We start from the raw sequence: 19,581 nt of genomic DNA, 5'->3' as shown, positions 1-19,581 counted from the left end.
CGATAATCTTACCTAAGTCAATAAACTTGATCCGCTGGATCCAAAATTAATGGGCTTCCATCCAATTGACTCCGGCGTCCATTTCTACGGTTAGCGGAAGACCAATCTCAACGGCATGCTCCATTTGTTGTTTGACAATTTCTTTCACCTGATCCAGTTCATTTTTAGGTACGTCGAAGTTCAATTCATCATGTACCTGTAAAATCATTTTAGCTTGTAATTTTTGTTCGTTCAGCGCGTTCCAGATGTTGATCATGGCCAGCTTGATGATGTCGGCAGCCGATCCCTGGATGGGAGCGTTGATGGCGTTTCGCTCGGCAACACCCCGAACCACCGCATTGGCCGAATTAATATCTTTCAAATATCGGCGGCGACCTTTGATGGTTTCCACATAGCCGTGATCGCGAGCCACATTAATACTTTCGTCCATGAACTCTTTCACGCGGCTGAAGTTTTCAAAATAACCATCGATCAACTCCTTGGCCTCGGTGCGTGAAATGTTAAGACGTTCAGACAAACCAAAAGCTGAAATGCCGTAGATGATTCCAAAGTTGGCAGTCTTGGCTTTTCGGCGCATATCGGAAGTCACTTCATTCAAAGCAACTTTATAGATTTTTGAAGCTGTTGTTGAGTGAATATCCTGCTTGTTATTAAAAGCCTCCAAAAGATTTTCATCTTTGCTCAATGCAGCCATAATGCGCAATTCAATTTGCGAATAGTCGGCCGACAAAAACACATGGTTTTCATCTGAAGCAGTAAACGCTTTTCTGATTTCACGACCTTCTTCGTCCCGAATTGGGATGTTTTGCAAGTTCGGATTGGTGGAGCTCAATCGTCCTGTTGCAGCAATGGCCTGGTTGTAGCTGGTGTGGATCTTTCCGGTACGGCTATTTACCAATTGTGGCAAGGCTTCAACGTAGGTTGAAAGCAGTTTTTTCAATCCACGAAATTCCAATATTTTGGGAACAATCGGATGTTTGTCAACCAATTTGCTCAGCACGTCTTCGGCAGTGGAATATTGCTTGGTCTTCGTTTTTCTGGCCTTGTTAACGATGTTTAGTTTTTCAAACAGAATGGGTCCCAGTTGTTTTGGCGAAGAGACATTAAAATCTTCGCCTGCCAAATCTTTAATGTCTTTTTCAAGGGTAATTAGCTGTTCGCGAAGCTTGTCTGCAAAAATATCTAATTCTTTGGTGTTGAGCGTTACTCCGGCCATTTCCATGTCAGCCAAAACAGGGATCAATGGCATTTCAATTTCTTCGAAAACAGAGCGAACTCCGGTTTTATCTAATTCGGGATCAATCGCTAATTTTAGTTGCAGGGTCAGGTCGGCGTCTTCGCAGGCATAATCCTTCAACTTTTCAACCGGAACTTGCCGCATGCTCTGCTGCTTTTTGCCTTTTTTGCCAATCAAGGCTTCGGTTTCTACCTTTTGGTACCCCAGGTAAGTTTCGCACAGGTAATCCAGGTTGTGACGCAATTCGGGTTGAATAAGATAATGCGCAATCATGGTGTCGTAAATCGGTCCTTTTACTTCAACGTTGTAATGCTTCAACATCAGGATATCATACTTGATGTTTTGTCCGATTTTACGAACGTTTTCATCTTCAAAAATCAAGCGGAATTCTTCAACTATTTTTTGAGCATCTTCGCGCTTTGTAGGTAAAGTTACACAGTATGCTTCTCCTTTTTTAAAGGCAAATGAAAGACAAACCAGTTCTGCTGTATGCGTGTCCAATCCTGTTGTTTCAGTGTCGAAACAAAACTCTTCCTGCACCGAAAGTTCTGCACGCAGGCTGGCACGTTGCATGGCATTTTCAACCAAAAAATAGTTATGAGGTGTGTTTTCCAAATTCACTAAATCCTTGCGAACAACTTGTTCAGATCCTTCGCTTCCGCCAAATAGTGTTCCTTGCTCAAAACTCGGTTCTGCCTTTTGCGTTGGCGCACCAAGTTTTTGTGCCAATGCCCTAAATTCAAGTTCGTTATATATATTCCGAAGTTCTTCAATGTTAGCCTCATCTTTAGTCAGTGCTTTTTCATCGAACTCAACCGGTACATTCTGAATAATTTCAACCAATTTGCGCGATAACCTGACTTGTTCCTCAAAGTTTACAAGGTTCTCTTTTTGTTTGCCTTTTAACTCATCAATATGCTCGTAAATGCCATCAACAGAGTGATAAGTAGAGATCAGCTTCATAGCAGTTTTCGGTCCTATTCCGGGGCATCCGGGGATGTTGTCCGAACTGTCGCCCATCAAGCCTAAAATATCGATGACTTGCTCCGGACGTTCGATTTCAAATTTCTTTTTCACCTCTTCCACTCCCCACACTTCCACGTCGTTTCCGGCGCGGCCCGGCTTGTACATGAAAATATTTTCCGAAACCAACTGGGCATAGTCTTTGTCGGGAGTCATCATGTAAGTTTTGTAGCCTTCTTTCTCGGCTCTTTTAGCCAATGTTCCAATGACATCATCAGCTTCAAAGCCTTCTTTTTCGAGGATTGGGATGTTGTAAGCTTCAATAATTTTTCGCACCCATGGAATGGCTGTCCGAATATCTTCCGGCATCTCATCTCGGGTACCTTTGTATTCGGCGTACATTTCGTGCCTGAAAGTGGGGGCATGCACATCAAACACAACGGCGATGTGTGTTGGGTTTTCTTTATTGAGCAACATCTCCAGCGAATTGACGAACCCCATCATGGTGGAAGTATTTAATCCTTTGGAGTTAAATCGTGGGTTTTTGATAAACGCGAAATACGAACGATAGATCAAGGCATAGGCGTCGAGCAGAAAAAGGCGATGGTTATTGTCGTTTTGTTCAGGCATAATGTTCTGTTTTACAGGTTGTCGGAAGCAAACCACTCGGCAAATGAATTGGTGGTTTCATAAAGTCGAACGCTAAATAATTCAAGATGTTCAGGCAATAGTTTTTTTAGCTTCTCGGCTATAAAAATAACCATATTTTCGGTCGTTGGTTGAAAGTTGACCAGGTGCTGACGTTCGTACATTTCGCCCAGCTCAATCAGCTTTTCGTGTGCTGAAAGATTATTAATCATGAGTGAATGATCAAAGGGTTCCACAATGTACTTTTTAACCAGCTTTTTCAAGATACTAAAATCGATGACCATTCCGTCCTTTGGATCTCCTTCTTCATTAAGCGGTTCTCCGATGAGCGTAATTTGTAATTTATAGGAATGCCCGTGAATATTACGACATAAGCCATCGTAATTGGATAACGCATGAGACATTTCGAATCCAAATTGCTTGGTAACTCTGATTTTTGCCATGATTCAAATTTGAGAGGGTGAAATTAAGAACTTCCCTCCAATAAATAAAAAAACCGACAAAAAGCCGGTTTTTCAGAATATGTTGTTTGTTGCAATTATTCTCCACAGGTACAGCGTTCCAGACAGTCAACAACCTGACTTAGAACATCGTGCTTCAAATAGTAAAAGGTATTCTTACCTTCGCGGCGTGAGCATAAAACTCCTTTATCTTTTAAAATACCCAAATGATGCGACGTCGTTGACTGCTCAATCCCTAAAAGTTCATGGATTTGGGTAACGGTTAATTTTTTACCCCCTTCAAGATGCTTGAGTATAGCTATACGCATCGGATGCGCAATCGCTTTTAGCATATTGGCAGCGGTATCAAGCCGATCAGCATCTAGTTCTTTAAACTGCATTGTATTATTTATTAATTACAAATGCAAATATATAAATATTTAATTTCTTCTAAAATAAAAATTTAGGTCGTTTTATTTTTAGAATGAATACAAACACTTGATAGCTAACTTTCCGATGAACAAAGAGCTTCTTATTTTGTGTATGACTTTAATATATTAGCCGAAAACCTAATTAATTTGCTATTTTTGAACGGTTCAAAACACGGAACAAATGACCTCTTTGGATATCATTCAGAAACCCATAAAAGATGAATTGGATCAATTTGAAGACTACTTCAAAAAGACTATTCAAAGTGATATCCCCTTGTTGTCATTGATTATCAATTATATTCTGCGGAAGAAAGGGAAGCAAATGCGACCGATGTTTGTTTTTCTTTCGGCTAAAATGACTGGTGAATTTAACGATTCAACCTACATGGCTGCCTCTTCTATCGAGTTGCTGCACACGGCTACTTTGGTCCACGATGATGTCGTCGACGAATCGTATGAACGTCGCGGTAGTTTTTCTATTAATGCTCTTTGGAAAAATAAGCTGGCAGTTTTGGTGGGCGATTATATTTTGGCGAAGGGAATGTTGTTGAATATTGATAATGAGAACTACAATTTCCTGAAGCTGATCAGCCGGTCTGTGAAAGACATGAGTGAGGGGGAAATACTGCAATTGCGCAAAAGTCGCAAACTAGACATTGATTACGATACTTATTTCGAAATTATTGAGAAAAAAACAGCTTCGCTAATTGCAACAAGCATGGCAATGGGAGCAGCATCGGTATCGGATGACGAATTGTTGGTTGAAAAATTGTTTCGGATTGGGATTGACGCGGGAATTGCTTTTCAGATTAAGGATGATATTTTTGATTATCAGGCGAAAGGATTGCTGGGAAAACCAACCGGGAATGACATCAAGGAAAAGAAGATTACGCTGCCTTTACTATATGTGTTGAGCAATTCCGAAGAAAAAGAAAAGCGTCGTATTTTACGGGAAGTAAAGCGTAAAAACAAGAATACCTCAAAAGTGCAGGAACTGGTTAATCTTGTTGTTGAGCGCGGAGGACTGGAATATGCCACCGAGCAAATGAATTTTTACCGCGACCGGGCGATATCCGAAATCAACAACTTCCCGGAAACCGATTCTCGAAATGCGATGATTGAGCTGATCAATTACGTGACGACCCGCAAAAAATAACTTGTGCTGTATTGGTGTGTTTAGGTTTTTATTAAGTCCGCTTTTTTACTCCAATCCCGGGTTTATTTAGCAGGATTACTTTGCCATCGTTAACTTTTACGCCGGTAAACGGATCGTTGTTGATCAACAAGTTCCCATCCAGATCAGCCCAATCAGCTTTTGGCGATAATTGAGCTGCTGCTGAAATGCCACATGATGTTTCGGTCATGCAGCCAATCATTACTTTCATGTTCAATTCCCGGGCGAGCGTTATCATTTTGTGTGCTTCGCGCATGCCCGTAGATTTCATCAATTTGATGTTGATTCCGGAATAAATACCCTTTATCTTCTTTAGGTCATCTAATCGTTGTACGGCTTCGTCGGCAATAATTGGCAATGGGCTGTTTTGGCTGAGCCAGGCTGTTTCTTCCAACGCTTTTTTTGGCATTGGCTGTTCAATAAAAATAACCCCTTTTTCTTTTAACCAGTGGGTCATGTCCAGCGCTTGATGCTTATCTTTCCAACCCTGATTGGCATCAACGCAAATTGGAACACTGCTCATGGAGCGGATCGCTTCAATGATTTCCTTGTCATTATCGAGGCCCAGTTTTATTTTCAGAATCTTAAATCCAGCAGCCTCCTTTAGCTTTTGCTTAATGACTTTCGGTGTATCAATACCTATTGTGAATGACGTATCGGGAGCATCTTTGGGATTGAATCCCCAGATTTTGTAACATGGTTGATCCCTCATTTTTCCAATCAGGTCGTGCAAAGCAATATCGATGGAGGCCTTGGCGGCATAATTACCTTCAGCTATTTGGTCTACATAGCTTAAAATATCGTCTAGCTGAAAAGGATCTTTAAACTGATCCAATTTTAGAGATTGCAGAAACCTGGTTGCTGTATCATGGTTTTCACCTAAGTAAGGAGGCATGGAAGCTTCTCCATATCCCACCATTCCATTGTAGCCTATTTCCGTTAACATGGTTGGTGTGGACACGCGCGTACTTTTAGCAAGTGTAAACGTATGTTTTAACTGGAGATGATATGGCTTAAACCGAAGTTGTAGACATTTGTCTTGTTTGCTCATTGCTACACATTGTATTTTGCATCGATCTTCGTCAGGATAAAGAGAAACTGCACGAATATAATTCTTTTTGTTGAGGAGGTCTTCAGTTCTGCCTCCGGAGATTGTTTTAATCAAATATTTCCACGAGACTCTGTCTCAAAGTTCCATATTCTCTTCTCTGAAAATTCATTCGTCATTCTTTAAATTTGAAAAAATTAGCATCCCCAGAAATGTGAGTGCTCCATTGAGCCAGAGTAGTTCAAATCCAAATTGATAACCATTAAACCAAGCCTCTGAATTGATGTTGATGAAATAAGTTATTAGTGGAGAGGCTATTCCGATAGCAGGAACTAGCCGGTCGTATACTTTCCGTTTCGTTAAAATACCGAAGGCAAAAAGCCCCAGCAATGGACCATAAGTATATCCTGCAACACGGAAAACAGCCGTTACCACACTGTCGTTATTGATGATTCTGAAAAGAACAATAACGACAAACATTAACAACGAAAAGCCAATATGAACAAAGAATCTTGTTTTTTTACTTTTTGGTTCTTTGGCATCAATATTTAAAAAGTCGATGCAAAAAGATGTGGTTAAGGCAGTCAGCGCTGAATCGGCGCTTGAGTATGCTGCCGCCAAAATGCCAAGAAGGAATAAGGCACCAGCAAAAGTTCCAAAATGCTGTAAAGCCAAAAAGGGAAATAAATCGTCGCTACGATCAGGAATAGCAATGCCTTTTTGTTGAGCAAAGGCGTAAAGCATTACGCCCAGACTGAGGAAAAATATGTTGGCAATGATGAAGGCAAAACTAAACCAAAAAACGTTTTTCTGTGCATCTTTTTGTGTCTTACAAGTGAGGTTTTTTTGCATCATGTTTTGATCCAGTCCGTTCATCACCAATACAATGCCTAGTCCGGCAAAAAACTGCTTAAAGAAATTTGTTTTCGATTGCCAGTCCAAATCAAATATTCGGCTATATGGGTGATGCACGACAGTATCTACCAGCTCCTTCGAACTGAGATCAAGTTGCTTTGAAATCATGAAAATTGTAATTCCAACGGCGCCTAAAATAAAAAGAGTTTGGAGTGTATCGGTCCAGACAACTGTTTTTATTCCGGCTTTGTAGGTGTAAATCCAAATCAAAAATAAAGTCATTAATACGGTGAGCCAGAATGGAATTCCAAGCGCTTCGAGAAAGCCAATTTGCAAAACCCCCGCTGCAAGATAAAGCCTAAACGATGCTCCGATTGTTTGCGACAATAGGAAAAAGAAAGCTCCGGTTTTGTATGAGCGGACACCAAAACGCTGATCAAGATAGGTGTAGATTGAAACCAGGTTTAGTTTGTAGTAAAGCGGAATCAAAACCAACGCGATGAGCCAATATCCGAAGAAGTTTCCAATTAAAAACTGCAGATAAGTCCACGCGCTGTTCCCAACTTCTCCTGGCACAGATATAAAAGTAACACCTGAAATGGTGGAGCCAATCATTCCAAAAGCAACAAGATACCAGGGTGAGCGCCGATTTCCGGTAAAGAACGTGTCGTTTGTTGCATGGCGCGATGAGAAATATGAAATAGCCATCAGCAGGGCAAAAAACAACAGGATGATAATAGAAATCAAGGTGGTACTCATGGTTTGGTCTCTGTTTGTTTTCCGTGTGTTTCTTTTATTTTAGATCCAACGTACGAAATCCAATTCGATTTATCTTTTTTCAGCTGCAAATTGAATGTTCGCCGCTAAGATACATTTTTGACGGAAAAAATTTTGGTGTTTAATTCGTATTTGCAGCTATTTGAAAAGAATCAAAATCGATCATACATGTTTTATTTGATTGATAGCATGTGCAGTAAAATTACTTACATTTGTTATATGACTCTATTAATAGCAGATAGCGGATCAACAAAGACCTCCTGGCTCCTTATAAGTGGTAAAAACGGGGAGTCTTCTTCCATTCAGACTACTGGGATTAATCCATTTTTCCGATCAGCTGAAGACATTTATTCAGAGCTTAAAACGGATTTATTGCCAAATGTTTCTGGCAAGGTCAATGCGATATATTTTTACGGAGCAGGTATCATTAACCACGAGCGAGGGAAGGTGATTGAAGATGCGCTTCAGAAATTATTTCCGGAGAGTTCGGTTGAAATGAGTAGCGACTTTGTTGGAGCTGCCCGTGCTTTGTTTGGAAACGATGCAGGAATCACCTGTATTCTGGGAACCGGATCAGGCTCGTGTTTGTACGATGGTAATGAGATCATTGCCCGGGTTCCATCTCTTGGTTTTATTTTAGGTGACGAATGCAGTGGAGCATTTTTGGGTAAAAAGTTGTTAAGCGATTATTTTAAGAATACCATGCCACTAGATGTTCAAAACTTGTTTGAACAAGAATTCGACTTTACAGAATCTGAAGTTTTGAGGCGCGTTTATAAACAGGAACGGCCGAATAAATATTTGGCTGAATTTGCTCCATTTTTATCGAAATATATCGACAAGGAGTATTGCCACCAGTCGGTGATGACAAGCATGGAAGAATTTTTCGAACGCAATGTGATTCAATTACCAGAATATTCTGAGTTTCCGATTGGGTTTGTTGGTTCAGTAGCTTGGGGCTTTCGAATGTTTATTAGCGAACTGGCCGAACAATACGGTTTTGACAAGCCTGTAATTCTAAAAGATCCTATCGAAATGTTGAAGAAATTTCATACGAGCTAAATATAGGAGTAATGAGTTCAGACAGTATTACCGAATCAGAATCATTATACGACGACCTGGAACAAATGTCGGTTCGCCAGTTACTCGAAAGTATTCATGCCGAAGACCAAAAAATACTTCCGGCAGTGGAGAAAACCATTCCGCAAATTCAGCGGTTGGTTGAGCAGGTTGTCGAGCGCATGCAAAAAGGTGGTCGGTTATTTTACATCGGAGCAGGTACCAGTGGTCGACTTGGAATTCTGGATGCTTCGGAGATTCCTCCAACTTATGGGGTAGGCGATGATATGGTAATTGGCATGATTGCGGGTGGTGATCAGGCCATCCGGAAAGCTGTAGAAAAAGCTGAGGATAATGCAGCGTTGGGGTGGCAGGATTTGCAAACCTACAATATTAACAAGTTAGATACGGTGGTTGGCATTGCTGCTTCGGGACGTACGCCGTATGTAATTGGAGCTGTGAAGAAGGCTCGTGAGAATGGTATCCTGACTGGTTGTATCGTCAACAATCCAGAGAGCGAATTGGCCAAACATGTGGATGTTGCTATTGAGGCTATCGTCGGACCTGAGTTTGTTTCGGGCAGTACGCGCATGAAATCGGGCACAGCTCAAAAACTGATCTTGAATATGATTACCACTTCGCTGATGATTAAACTGGGGAAAGTAAAAGGCAACAAGATGGTCAATATGCAGTTGACCAACCAAAAATTGATTGCCCGCGGTACTCAGATGATTGTGGATGAGCTTGGTTTTGAGGAAGCTATTGCCCGCCGATTATTGCTATTGCATGGCTCTGTTAGTAAGGTGTTTGAAGTGGAAAAAAGGAAATAGCCCGGTACATCGGGCTAGAAATACTTCACCTCTTCATCCAAAAGATCGCTCAATAAATTATTCGCCAAACGGCTGGCTCCAATTCGAAATAGGGAAGGAGTCATCCATTTTTCACCCAAGATTTCTTTAACAATAGTCAAGTATAGGATGGCATCTTCTGAAGTTGAAATGCCCCCTGCCGGTTTAAATCCAATTTTCTTACCTGTTTTCTTATAAAAATCTTTAATGGCCAGGCACATTTCCATGGCGGCTTCAGGTGTTGCTGCTGGGCTAGTTTTTCCGGTTGAAGTTTTTATAAAATCAGCACCTGCTTCCATGGCTAAAAACGAAGCATGACGAATTTGCCCCGGTTCGGCAATGGCACCGGTTTCCAATATCACTTTCAAGTGTGCGTCTCCAATGGCTTGTTTGATGGTTGTTACTTCTTCCCGACAAATCAGATCATTGCCATCCATAAACGCCCAGAGTGGCAGCACAATGTCAATCTCATCAGCACCGTATTCAACAGCCATTCGGGCTTCTTTCACTTTCACTTCAATAAAACTCATTGACCCGGGAAACCCACCGGCCACAGCGGCTATATTTACATTGTTATCGTTGAGGTTTTCCTTAACGGTGCGCACCATGTTTGGGTAAACACAAATAGCAGCCACATTGGAAAGGCTCGGATAGTCATTCTCAAAATCATTCACCCGCTCAGTAAAAGCCTTTACATGGCTAACAGTGTCTGTCGAGTTTAATGTCGTTAAGTCAATGCAAGAAAATGCCAGCTCTTGCCAGTCTGAATTGGAATTGTTTTGTGCTGCGACTTTGATCTCTGCTAAGCTTCGGTGGATTGTTTCCATTGGAGACTATTTTAGTTTCGGATTATTTTGATGGCGGTTTTCATCCCGCTTGGTTTTCTTTTCTACGTTGTTTATGAATGCTTTGTTTAGGTCAACCCCGGTTTGATTGGCCAGGCAAATTAAAACCCACAGCACATCGGCCATTTCATCAGCCATTTCATATTTTTCATCACTCTTTTTAAACGATTGGTCGCCGTATTTTCGTGCCATAATACGGGCTAATTCTCCAACTTCTTCCGTTAAAATAGCCATATTGGTTAATTCGCTGAAGTATCGGACGCCTATGGTTTTAATCCATTGGTCAACCATTTCCTGAGCTACAGGTAAACTTATGGCTTCGGGTTTTGTGCTCATGTTAGTTATCATTGATCATATATTAGAAACAAACGCCCGCTGCTTTTTATTGTTAAAACTGCTTGTTTTTTGAGTCGATGATGAGGGTTACCGGACCATCGTTGAGCAAGTCTACTTTCATATCGGCTCCAAACTCACCGGTTTTCACTTCTTGCTGAAGAGTTGCCGATAGTGCATCTACGAATTGCTCGTACAATGGAATGGCAATGGGCGGTTTTGAGGCACGAATGTAGGATGGTCGATTGCCTTTTTTGGTGCTGGCGTGCAGTGTAAACTGACTCACAACCAGCACTTCTCCGTTTACATCCAGCAGCGACTTGTTCATCACACCATCTTCGTCATCAAAAATGCGCAACTGGCTGACTTTTTTCACCAGGTAACTAATATCTTCGCAGGTGTCGGCATCTTCAATTCCGATTAATAGAAGTAATCCGTGTCCAATTTTTGATTTTATTTCTTGGTTAATAGTAACTGAGGCCTTGGAAACCCGCTGTATTACAATTCGCATATTCGTGCGCTATTTTATTAAAAACATTGTTCAATCGAACAAGCTTTCGTTATTTTTGTTTAACTAATTCAGCGATCATTTCAACAGATTTTGCTGAATAAGAACTGAAACATCAAAGGTAATGATTCAAAAACCGATCAGAAACAAATTTTTCTACATCCTCATATTAATATTGTTATTCATTGGGAATGGAGTATTTGCGCAGCGGGCTGTAGTTCATGGGCGTATTTATGATGCCGACAGTAACGAAGGATTACCCTTTGTAAATGTGGTGGTTTCGGGAACAACCATTGGCACAGTTTCCAAAGAGGATGGAAGCTATCATATTACCGGGTTGAAGCCGGGATTCGTGCGGTTGGAAGTATCGTTTGTTGGGTATGAAAATACGATTTCACCCGAAGTAGAGGTGAGCAACTCAAAACCGGTTGATTTAGATATCGCACTCGAAAAAAGCAATACTGAGTTGAATGAGGTGACTGTTTCCGCTTCACTTTTTCGAAAGACAGAGGAGAGTCCACTATCGTTGAAAAATATTGGGATATCTGAGATAGAAAACAGCCCCGGAGCCAACCGCGATATCAGCAAGGTAATCCAGTCGTTTCCGGGTGTGCAGTCAACACCTTCGTTTCGCAACGATATTATTATCCGCGGTGGTGGACCTGCAGAAAGCCGCTTTTTTTTGGATGGTGTTGAAGTGCCCAATATTAATCACTTTGCTACTCAGGGGGCTTCAGGGGGACCGGTAGGAATTATAAATGCTGATTTGTTGCGTGAGGTCAACTATTATTCGGGAGCTTTTCCTGCCGATCGGGGGAACGCATTAAGCGGAGTTTTCGAATTTTATCAGGTTGATGGGAATACCGACAAGTTACGGGCGCAATTTTCAGTTGGAGCCTCAGAAGTTAGCGGCACTTTTGATGGCCCGATTGGCGAAAATACGACTTATATTTTTTCAGCCCGGCGTTCGTATTTGCAGTTGCTGTTTAGCTTATTTGAACTGCCATTTTTGCCAACCTTTAACGATTTTCAATTTAAAGTAAAAACCAAGCTCGATCGGAAGAACGAAATCTCGTTTATTGGACTAGGAGCAATTGATAAGTTTGACTTGAACCTGGATCTTGAAAATCCGGATGCCCAACAGCGGTATATTTTGTCAACAATACCCGAAAATGAGCAATGGAGTTATACGGTAGGCGCAGTTTACAAGCATTATCGCGAAAATGGTTTTCAAACCATTGTTTTTAGCCGTAGCCACCTGAATAATTCGGCTGTGAAATATTTGGATAATGATTACAGCTCTGAGGAAAATAAAACGCTTGACTACATTTCGGAAGAGATTGAAAATAAGTTGCGCTATGAGAATTCAACACGGGTTGGTAATGTCAAGATTAACTATGGCGCGAATGCTGATTTTGTGACTTACACGAATTCAACCCAGCAAAGGCGTTATTATTCGGATGGTATTTTGGATGTTAACTTTGATACCGATTTGAACCTCATAAAGTGGGGTTTTTTTGGGCAGGCGAGTAATAAAATTTTGGATGAACGGTTAACATTGTCGTTGGGTATCCGGCTTGATGCCAACAACTATTCTTCGAGTATGCTGTCGCCCTTTGACCAGCTTTCGCCACGGCTCTCAGCTTCGTATCAGCTATCGCCAAAATGGAGCTTGAATTTTAATACCGGTCGCTATTTCCAGCTGCCACCATATACTGCACTTGGTTATAAAGAAAATGGCGTATTGGTGAATAAGGAGAACGACTTAAAATATATTCAGGCTGACCATTTGATCGCTGGTATTGAGTTTCAGCCACAGCAAAATGTTGTTTTTTCGGGCGAGGCGTTTTATAAAAAATACAGCGACTACCCGTTTTCGGTTAATGATTCGGTAAGCTTGGCTAATCTGGGTGCTGATTTTGGAGTGATTGGAAACGAAGAAGTCCGATCAATTTCGGAGGGACGTGCCTACGGTATTGAGTTACAAACACGAATTGCGTCGTCCAATAAATTCAACCTGAATTTGTCGTATACCTGGGTGCGGAGCGAATTTCAGGACAAAGATAACAACTACATCGTTTCGAGCTGGGATAGCCGACACTTGCTGGTGCTTACCTCGACCAAAAAGTTAAAGCGCAATTGGCGTGTGGGAGCTCGTTGGCGGTTTGTTGGTGGTTTACCGTACACGCCTTACGATTTGGAAAAGTCGGCTTTGGTTGAGGCCTGGAATGTAAATAACGGCCCATATTTGAATACCGACCAGTGGAATACCAAACGATTTGATGCTTTTCATCAACTGGATTTGCGGATTGATAAAGCTTACTATTTGGATAAGATCACAGCCAAATTTTACATCGACATTCAGAATTTCTACAATTTCCAAAATGAAGATCAGGACATTCTTGTTCGGAAACAAAATGAAAATGGCAATTATGTGACTACCGATGGAGGATCCAGGTATGTGCTCGATCGGGTTGAAAATACTTCGGGAACAACGCTTCCTACCATCGGGATCATTCTGGAGTTTTAATTACTTTTGTGGTCTATGACTGTACTTTGCATTCAACAAGAAGGGCTGGATCCATATTTTCACCTGGCAGCCGAAGAATATTTGCTGAAGAATTTCGACGAAGATGTTTTCATGCTTTGGCAAGGTGAAAGTTCCATTGTGGTTGGGAAACACCAAAATGCGCTCGCCGAAATTAATCATCGTTATGTGGCCGAAAATGGAATAAAAATCGCCCGCCGGCTATCGGGTGGGGGCACAGTTTTTCACGATCCCGGAAATTTGAATTTCACCTTTATTAAAACCGTTGAACGGATTGATCAGGTTAACTTCAAGGTGTTTACGCAGCCTATTGTTGAAGTGTTGAAGAAGTTGGGTTTGGATGCTTATACCACTGGCCGCAACGACTTGATGCTGGATGGGAAAAAGATATCGGGCAATGCTGAGCATGTTTTTAAAAAACGGGTGCTGCACCACGGAACATTACTCTACAATAGCGAGTTAGAAAAGTTAAAAAACGCGTTGAAAGTTGATCTGTCGCGTTTCGAGGATAAGGCTGTGCAGTCGAACCGAAGCGAGGTAACCAACATTGTGAATTACCTGGATCGGGAGATGAGTGTGAACGATTTCTCTGACTTTATTTTTGAGGGGATTCGGACCAGTTATCCGGAGCCGAAGGTTTTTCAATTTTCGGAGAACGATATTGAAAGAATTCAAAAGTTGAGGGATGAGAAATATGCAACCTGGGACTGGATTTACGGCTATTCTCCAAAATATAAGTACAGCAACCAGGTTGATGATCTGGAAGGCAATTCTATCCAGTTCACATTGGAGGTAGCCAAAGGTGTTATACACACAATTGATCTTCTCGGTAAAATATCCAATGAACAAGCTATTTTACTAACAAATGCGCTGCTGGACGCTCGACATGATTATCAGGAGTTGACGCAACGACTCAAGAAAATTGAGATTGCGATCAGGCCAATTTCGGTGGAAAGACTATTGACTGTTTTGGTTTAGATTATTCCACCTGATAGTTGTAAAAGCTATTGTCTTGGTTACCAACCACCAAGTTGAAAAAGGGATTTGAGTGATTAAAAAAGCCAATGGTAAAGTCGGTGTTTCCATGCAGCGGAAACCCGTCATAAACAGAACCATCGGAATTGATTAAATAGACCCGGTTTTCAGCTCCACAAACAACACCAATTTTCCGGTCTTTGTTTGAAAACATGTAGCTGTTGGGCTTGCTGGTAATCGGACTGTCAAACTGTCGATCAAAAATCTGCTTTCCCCGATCAGTATATGCAATCAGCTGTTTTTCGTCAGCGAGTATAAAATCAGATTTTCCATCCGCATTTATATCTTCGGCTTCGAAAAAATGGTTTTTACTCAAGCTGGTTGTTTTCACACTTTCTTCTTGGCCGTTAAAGTATTGTAAATGAACAACACCATTCACATCGGTTGAAGCGATCGCCTGCTGTTTGCCGGTTACCAGATAAAATTCATTGTCAGAATGCTCAAAACCGGCCTTCGTATTCACACGTGTATTTCCTCTCCGGTCAAGAATGTAGGTTTTATACTGATCGGCACAAACGATGTAATCTTTTCCGGCTACACGGAAATGTTTTACGGGTGAAGTCACTTTCCCGTCAGTACCTTTAAAATCCCAGCCACGAACCAGGTTGCCTTCGTTGTCGTAGGCATAAACTTCTTTATTTTCGCAGGCAATGAAAAAACGATATTTGCGGTTATTATCGTAGTCGAAAACAGCCAGTCCATTGCTTGCCGGGGCTCGCAAATTGATTGGGTAGCGAGCAACATTATTTCCTTCTCGGTCAATTAAGTGAAGCTGGTTCTTCGTGTTAAACAGGTATTGCAGTTTCCCGTTTCTGTAATAGTCAATCTGGTAAATTTTGCCCATGATTTGACCGGGGAGTTTCACTTTCCAAAGGCTCACCCCTTCTTTGTTAATCAGGTACAGGTTGTTCTTGTTATCCTGAATGATGACCTCTTTGTTGGCTTTGTCGTTGTGGTTGATTACCAGCTGTGGCTTGATCGCAACCGTTGAGTCCAACTTACTTTGCCAAACCGTTTGCGGCTCTTCTTTCAAAACCGGATCAAATTTCAGGTAAACACTATTTAGAAATTGTTCGTTGCTCGGTGAGATTTGCCATCCCAGAGCCTGAAATTTCCGAACGGAAAGTTCATTTTCCCTGATCGATTTTGAGATGTCTTCGTCTAAATAATAGTTGCTTAAATAGAATGATTTTGAAAAATTAAGGTAGAAATAAATACTTGACCTACTCGTTAACTGACTATTAAAATCTTGAAATTGAGTATCATTTTCCAAGGTTTCAGAAAGCACCAGGTCATGGATGTAATTTTTCAGTGCCGTGGAGTTGTCCGCAAAAATCAGGTAGTTGTCGTAAAAGCACATGAAGTTACTTTCGACACCTGAAAAAGCTTGGCCAAATAGTAATTCAGGCAATTTTTTAAACGGAAATTGATAGATGGAGAACGAACGGTCATTTTGAATTTGATAGTCGGATCGCATTGCTTCAAGCGTTGTTTTTTGCGCTTTAGCATAGTTCTGAAGTACTGGCAATAATTTTTCGCGGGCAACCGACTGCCCTTTGATTTGGGTAATGAAAAAGCGATTTTGTGTTGGATTGTTTTGGGTAATAGTGCCAAAGGCTACGGCAAATTCATTTTTTGCAATCTCCTGAAATAGTTTTGTAAAAGGTACTTTGCTGTACCGCTGAATTTTTGATAATTCAGTTTCGCGAGAGTAATACAATCCCTGCTTTTTCAGGTACTCCTCATAGTCAGTATTGAATCGTTCCAGATTTTCGATGGATAAATTGAGAAACAAACTGGTGTTGGCCGAAAGCACTTCGGGAATAGTGACCCGCTCCGCTTTTTGTCTGCGGAAAACATTGAAGTAGTTGTTGTTTGAATCGTTGGAAAAGCTAAATCCGTTCAACAATAATTCCGAGTTTTTGATGTTCACATCCAGTTCCGTCCAGTCAGACAAACTGCCCAGCAACTTGATCTGTTTGCGGAAATCGCGTGGAATAGCTTTTGAAATAAAGCTTGGAAAATGATTATGCTGGACGTAAATGTTGAACTCCGAACCTCCGCTGGCAGTTTTGTGCAGTTCGGTAAGTTGTTGGTCGCCCGTTAAGTTTTCAGCTGAGATTTGACGGATGGCCTCATCAACAAAAAGCGGATAACGGCTGAACAGCAAAATACCTTCTTTAAATGCAATGCTGAACTGCGAGTTGCCTGATTTTAACTGATAAATATCTGTGTTATCGTATTTTCTGGAGCCCAGTTCAATTTGATTATTGGTTGCGAGTGAATTGAAATAATCAGTCAACGCAGACCTTTCTTTGCGATTGTCTAAACTGGTCGCAAAAAGACAACCGATGTTATTTTTACCTTCGGGGTTGAAGGCGACTAAAACGGTTTTGTCCGCAATGACTTCGCGCAGCAACTCATGTGCTTTTAGCTGTTCCTTCAAGTCCCGAATGTCCGTAAAAAAAGAATTCAGACCCTTGATTTGTTTCAGTTCGTTAACAAGTGGATTCTGACTGTCGAGCTCGTCGAGAAGTGATTCCAATTCCGGCACTTCAATGAAGAGGGGAGTTTTTACAGGAATTGCCCGAAAAGCCGAATTTTCGGAGTAGCCTTGGGTTTGTCCGGCAAAGAAAAAGAAGGCAGCTCCGGCAATCACAATCGAAACGAGTACAAGAGGAAGTATTAGCTTGCGCATAAGTTGAATTTTTATCAAAAATAAGAAGAAAGTCAAGCTACTGCTAAATAAATCGAACTTGAATTTAGAATGACTTATTAACGATGCATTCTTAATTTCCTGCTCGATGTCGTTTATTTTCGCTGATGCACCTCATCGGAATTGACAATTTTGTACAATTTATCAGATCGGCGAATGGTTTGATCGAGCTTGATGGAGAACCGCTCCCCTTTTTGGGTCTCATCCACCGGTTTCAGATCGACACGTATTTCGTCTACTTCGGCTTCCACCACTCCGGTTGTTGGTCCGGTAATCAATATTTTATCGCCCACCTGAAGTTTGCCGGTTTCCATTTTAAATTCGGCTACTCCGATTTTTCCGAAATAGTTCATTCCTTTTCCAATGTATAGCTTCCTTTTGGTAGCAACCGAACCGTAGTTTTTGCTCCATTCGCCCAAACGCTGTCCAAGGTAGTAGCCATCCCAGAATCCACGGTTGAAAACGGTTTTCAATCGTTCGTCCCAAGCTGCTATTTTTTCATCGGTGAAATCACCATTAAAATGAGCATCGGCAGCTTCGCGATAGCATTCAACTACCGTTTTTACATACTCGGGAGAACGTGCTCTTCCTTCAATTTTAAGGACTGTTATGCCCGAATCAAGCACTTTATTTAAAAAGTGAATGGTTTTTAAATCTTTGGGCGACATGATGTATTCGTTGTCGATATCCAGCTCCGCTTTCGTTTCGTTATCGATAACCGTATAGGAACGACGACAGGTTTGCATGCAGCTTCCCCGATTGGCTGACGAGTTCATTTCGTGCAAACTCAGGTAGCACTTGCCCGATACGGCCATGCATAAGGCACCGTGCACAAACATCTCGAGTTGAATTAGTTTACCGTTGGGGCCGGTTATGTTTTGCTCTTGAATTTGCTTGCTGATTTCCCAAACGCGACCCATGTTCATTTCACGGGCCAGAACCATTACGTCGGCAAATTGGGCATAGAACTTTACCGCTTCAATATTGGTAATATTTACCTGAGTCGAAATATGAACTTCTACACCGATGCTACGGGCGTAGGCGATAGCCGAAATATCACTGGCAATAATAGCCGAAATACCGGCTGCTTTTGCGGCATCAATCACCTCGTGCAATTTGTCCAGCTCATTATCAAAAATGATGGTGTTGACGGTGAGGTAAGTTTTCACTCCGTGGGCTGATGCTTTTTCTGCAATCTTTTTTAAATCGTCGAGCGTAAAGTTGTTTGACGAGCGGGCACGCATGTTGAGCTGCTCAACTCCAAAATAAACCGATCCTGCTCCTCCTTGAATAGCAGCTGCCAGCGATTCGTATGAACCAACAGGTGCCATAATTTCGATATCTCTTCTTTCCATTTCGGCATTCAAATTAATGGGGCAAAAGTACTAAAAATTAGCTTCTGAAGAAGGAGGGTTCAAACATGCGACCGAATTTTCAAGACTCGTTTCCGATTTTCAGGTAAAGGATGAACCTGGAGCCTGTTACGATCAATAAACTGTGAAATAAAAATAGTTAATATTTTGTCATGTACATAAGAAAATAAATTGTAATTTTAGAACCATCCTAATAGTAACCTAAATCAATATTATTATGAAACTTAAATCACTCATTTTATTAGCAGTCGTTTTTACTCTTTTTGGTTTTTCAGGCAGTAAATCAAAATTAAACGGAACCTGGAAACTCATTAGCCAGGATTTAGTTAGAAATGGAAAAAGCAATGTGGCCATTTTGGATGAAGCAAATGGCGGACAGCTTAAAACCTGGTCGGATGAATATTTTATGTTTGTTGGCAGTAGTTTCCAGGGGAATCAACTGCAGCACTCTTTTGGAGGCGGAACCTATGATTTGAAAAAAAATGTTTATAGTGAAGAAGTTCAATATCACAGTGTCGCATCCTTTCGGGGAAGAGAAGTCCAACAATTTCTTGAAATAAAAGGAGATACGCTGTATCAAATTTATCCATTTGGCGGCATTGAAAATTACGATAAAAATAACTGTAACATTGAAAAATACATTCGCGTGGATTGAACGGAAACTTCTTGCCCAGACCTTGGTTTAGTGCAGTGGCCAATGGCGGTTACGTTGGCTAACGATCAAACACACACCGTTATTCGTG

At 41.3% G+C, this 19,581-nt stretch carries 16 protein-coding genes; 6 read left to right on the top strand and 10 right to left on the bottom strand.

Features of this window, described 5'->3' with window-relative positions; translation table 11 throughout:
* Positions 1 to 46 precede the first annotated feature (46 nt).
* The 3 genes from polA to GR929_RS17440 all read right to left on the bottom strand — a co-directional run bounded on the left by polA (position 47) and on the right by GR929_RS17440 (position 3,689).
* On the bottom strand, positions 47 to 2,830 hold the full coding sequence (gene polA / locus GR929_RS17450) for a DNA polymerase I (protein WP_159522192.1): 2,784 nt from the start codon (positions 2,828 to 2,830) through the stop codon (positions 47 to 49).
* An 11-nt stretch (positions 2,831 to 2,841) separates the two neighbouring features.
* Complete coding sequence (locus GR929_RS17445; protein ID WP_159522190.1) at positions 2,842 to 3,291, bottom strand: 6-pyruvoyl trahydropterin synthase family protein; 450 nt, start codon at positions 3,289 to 3,291, stop codon at positions 2,842 to 2,844.
* A 95-nt stretch (positions 3,292 to 3,386) separates the two neighbouring features.
* On the bottom strand, positions 3,387 to 3,689 hold the full coding sequence (locus tag GR929_RS17440; protein WP_159522188.1) for an ArsR/SmtB family transcription factor: 303 nt from the start codon (positions 3,687 to 3,689) through the stop codon (positions 3,387 to 3,389).
* 211 nt (positions 3,690 to 3,900) lie between these two features.
* Between GR929_RS17440 and GR929_RS17435 the strand changes: the two genes are divergently transcribed.
* Positions 3,901 to 4,875 carry a polyprenyl synthetase family protein gene (locus tag GR929_RS17435; protein WP_159522186.1) on the top strand — a complete coding sequence of 325 codons (975 nt, stop codon included), beginning with the start codon at positions 3,901 to 3,903 and terminating at the stop codon, positions 4,873 to 4,875.
* A gap of 31 nt (positions 4,876 to 4,906) precedes the next feature.
* On the opposite strand, the gene GR929_RS17430 is transcribed toward GR929_RS17435, so the two are convergent.
* Both GR929_RS17430 and GR929_RS17425 read right to left on the bottom strand, forming a co-directional pair.
* Positions 4,907 to 5,944 (bottom strand): dipeptide epimerase, encoded by a 1,038-nt coding sequence (locus GR929_RS17430; RefSeq protein ID WP_159522184.1) that lies wholly within the window; start codon positions 5,942 to 5,944, stop codon positions 4,907 to 4,909.
* A gap of 165 nt (positions 5,945 to 6,109) precedes the next feature.
* A complete protein-coding gene (locus GR929_RS17425) occupies positions 6,110 to 7,555 on the bottom strand; it encodes a sodium:solute symporter (protein WP_159522182.1) in 1,446 nt (481 codons plus the stop codon).
* Between the two features lie 237 nt (positions 7,556 to 7,792).
* Here GR929_RS17425 and GR929_RS17420 point away from each other — a divergent pair, with 237 nt between their 5' ends.
* Entirely contained in the window at positions 7,793 to 8,635 is an 843-nt protein-coding gene (locus GR929_RS17420) for an ATPase (RefSeq protein ID WP_159522180.1), read from the top strand.
* 11 nt (positions 8,636 to 8,646) lie between these two features.
* Positions 8,647 to 9,462 carry an N-acetylmuramic acid 6-phosphate etherase gene (gene murQ / locus GR929_RS17415; RefSeq protein ID WP_159522178.1) on the top strand — a complete coding sequence of 272 codons (816 nt, stop codon included), beginning with the start codon at positions 8,647 to 8,649 and terminating at the stop codon, positions 9,460 to 9,462.
* Positions 9,463 to 9,476: 14 nt separating this feature from the next.
* Here the strand turns inward: murQ and deoC are convergent, their stop codons facing one another.
* The 3 genes from deoC to dtd are packed head-to-tail and all read right to left on the bottom strand — an operon-like array spanning position 9,477 to position 11,169.
* The gene (deoC, locus tag GR929_RS17410) at positions 9,477 to 10,307 is read right to left on the bottom strand and encodes a deoxyribose-phosphate aldolase (protein WP_159522176.1); all 831 of its coding nucleotides are present in this window, start codon (positions 10,305 to 10,307) and stop codon (positions 9,477 to 9,479) included.
* Positions 10,308 to 10,313: 6 nt separating this feature from the next.
* Complete coding sequence (locus tag GR929_RS17405) at positions 10,314 to 10,661, bottom strand: nucleotide pyrophosphohydrolase (RefSeq protein WP_235934447.1); 348 nt, start codon at positions 10,659 to 10,661, stop codon at positions 10,314 to 10,316.
* A 52-nt stretch (positions 10,662 to 10,713) separates the two neighbouring features.
* The gene (gene dtd, locus GR929_RS17400) at positions 10,714 to 11,169 is read right to left on the bottom strand and encodes a D-aminoacyl-tRNA deacylase (RefSeq protein ID WP_159522174.1); all 456 of its coding nucleotides are present in this window, start codon (positions 11,167 to 11,169) and stop codon (positions 10,714 to 10,716) included.
* A gap of 121 nt (positions 11,170 to 11,290) precedes the next feature.
* On the opposite strand from dtd, the gene GR929_RS17395 reads away from it, so the two are divergent.
* Both GR929_RS17395 and GR929_RS17390 read left to right on the top strand, forming a co-directional pair.
* The gene (locus GR929_RS17395; RefSeq protein WP_201301048.1) at positions 11,291 to 13,696 is read left to right on the top strand and encodes a TonB-dependent receptor; all 2,406 of its coding nucleotides are present in this window, start codon (positions 11,291 to 11,293) and stop codon (positions 13,694 to 13,696) included.
* Positions 13,697 to 13,711: 15 nt separating this feature from the next.
* Positions 13,712 to 14,692: a lipoate--protein ligase family protein gene (locus tag GR929_RS17390; RefSeq protein WP_159522172.1), complete on the top strand. Its 981-nt coding sequence runs from the start codon at positions 13,712 to 13,714 to the stop codon at positions 14,690 to 14,692.
* A 1-nt stretch (position 14,693) separates the two neighbouring features.
* Here the strand turns inward: GR929_RS17390 and GR929_RS17385 are convergent, their stop codons facing one another.
* Together GR929_RS17385 and GR929_RS17380 are read right to left on the bottom strand one after the other, a co-directional pair.
* Positions 14,694 to 17,447: a DUF3352 domain-containing protein gene (locus tag GR929_RS17385; RefSeq protein ID WP_159522170.1), complete on the bottom strand. Its 2,754-nt coding sequence runs from the start codon at positions 17,445 to 17,447 to the stop codon at positions 14,694 to 14,696.
* A 113-nt stretch (positions 17,448 to 17,560) separates the two neighbouring features.
* Positions 17,561 to 18,820: a peptidase U32 family protein gene (locus GR929_RS17380; protein WP_159522168.1), complete on the bottom strand. Its 1,260-nt coding sequence runs from the start codon at positions 18,818 to 18,820 to the stop codon at positions 17,561 to 17,563.
* Positions 18,821 to 19,055: 235 nt separating this feature from the next.
* On the opposite strand from GR929_RS17380, the gene GR929_RS17375 reads away from it, so the two are divergent.
* Positions 19,056 to 19,493 (top strand): hypothetical protein, encoded by a 438-nt coding sequence (locus GR929_RS17375; protein ID WP_159522166.1) that lies wholly within the window; start codon positions 19,056 to 19,058, stop codon positions 19,491 to 19,493.
* Positions 19,494 to 19,581: the final 88 nt, after the last annotated feature.

It is taken from the genome of Sunxiuqinia indica (assembly GCF_009847015.1).
Taxonomy (GTDB): Bacteria; Bacteroidota; Bacteroidia; order Bacteroidales; family Prolixibacteraceae; genus Sunxiuqinia; species Sunxiuqinia indica.
The sequence above is the reverse complement of the archived record's forward strand: the minus strand, read 5'-3'. Positions and strand labels throughout refer to the sequence as shown.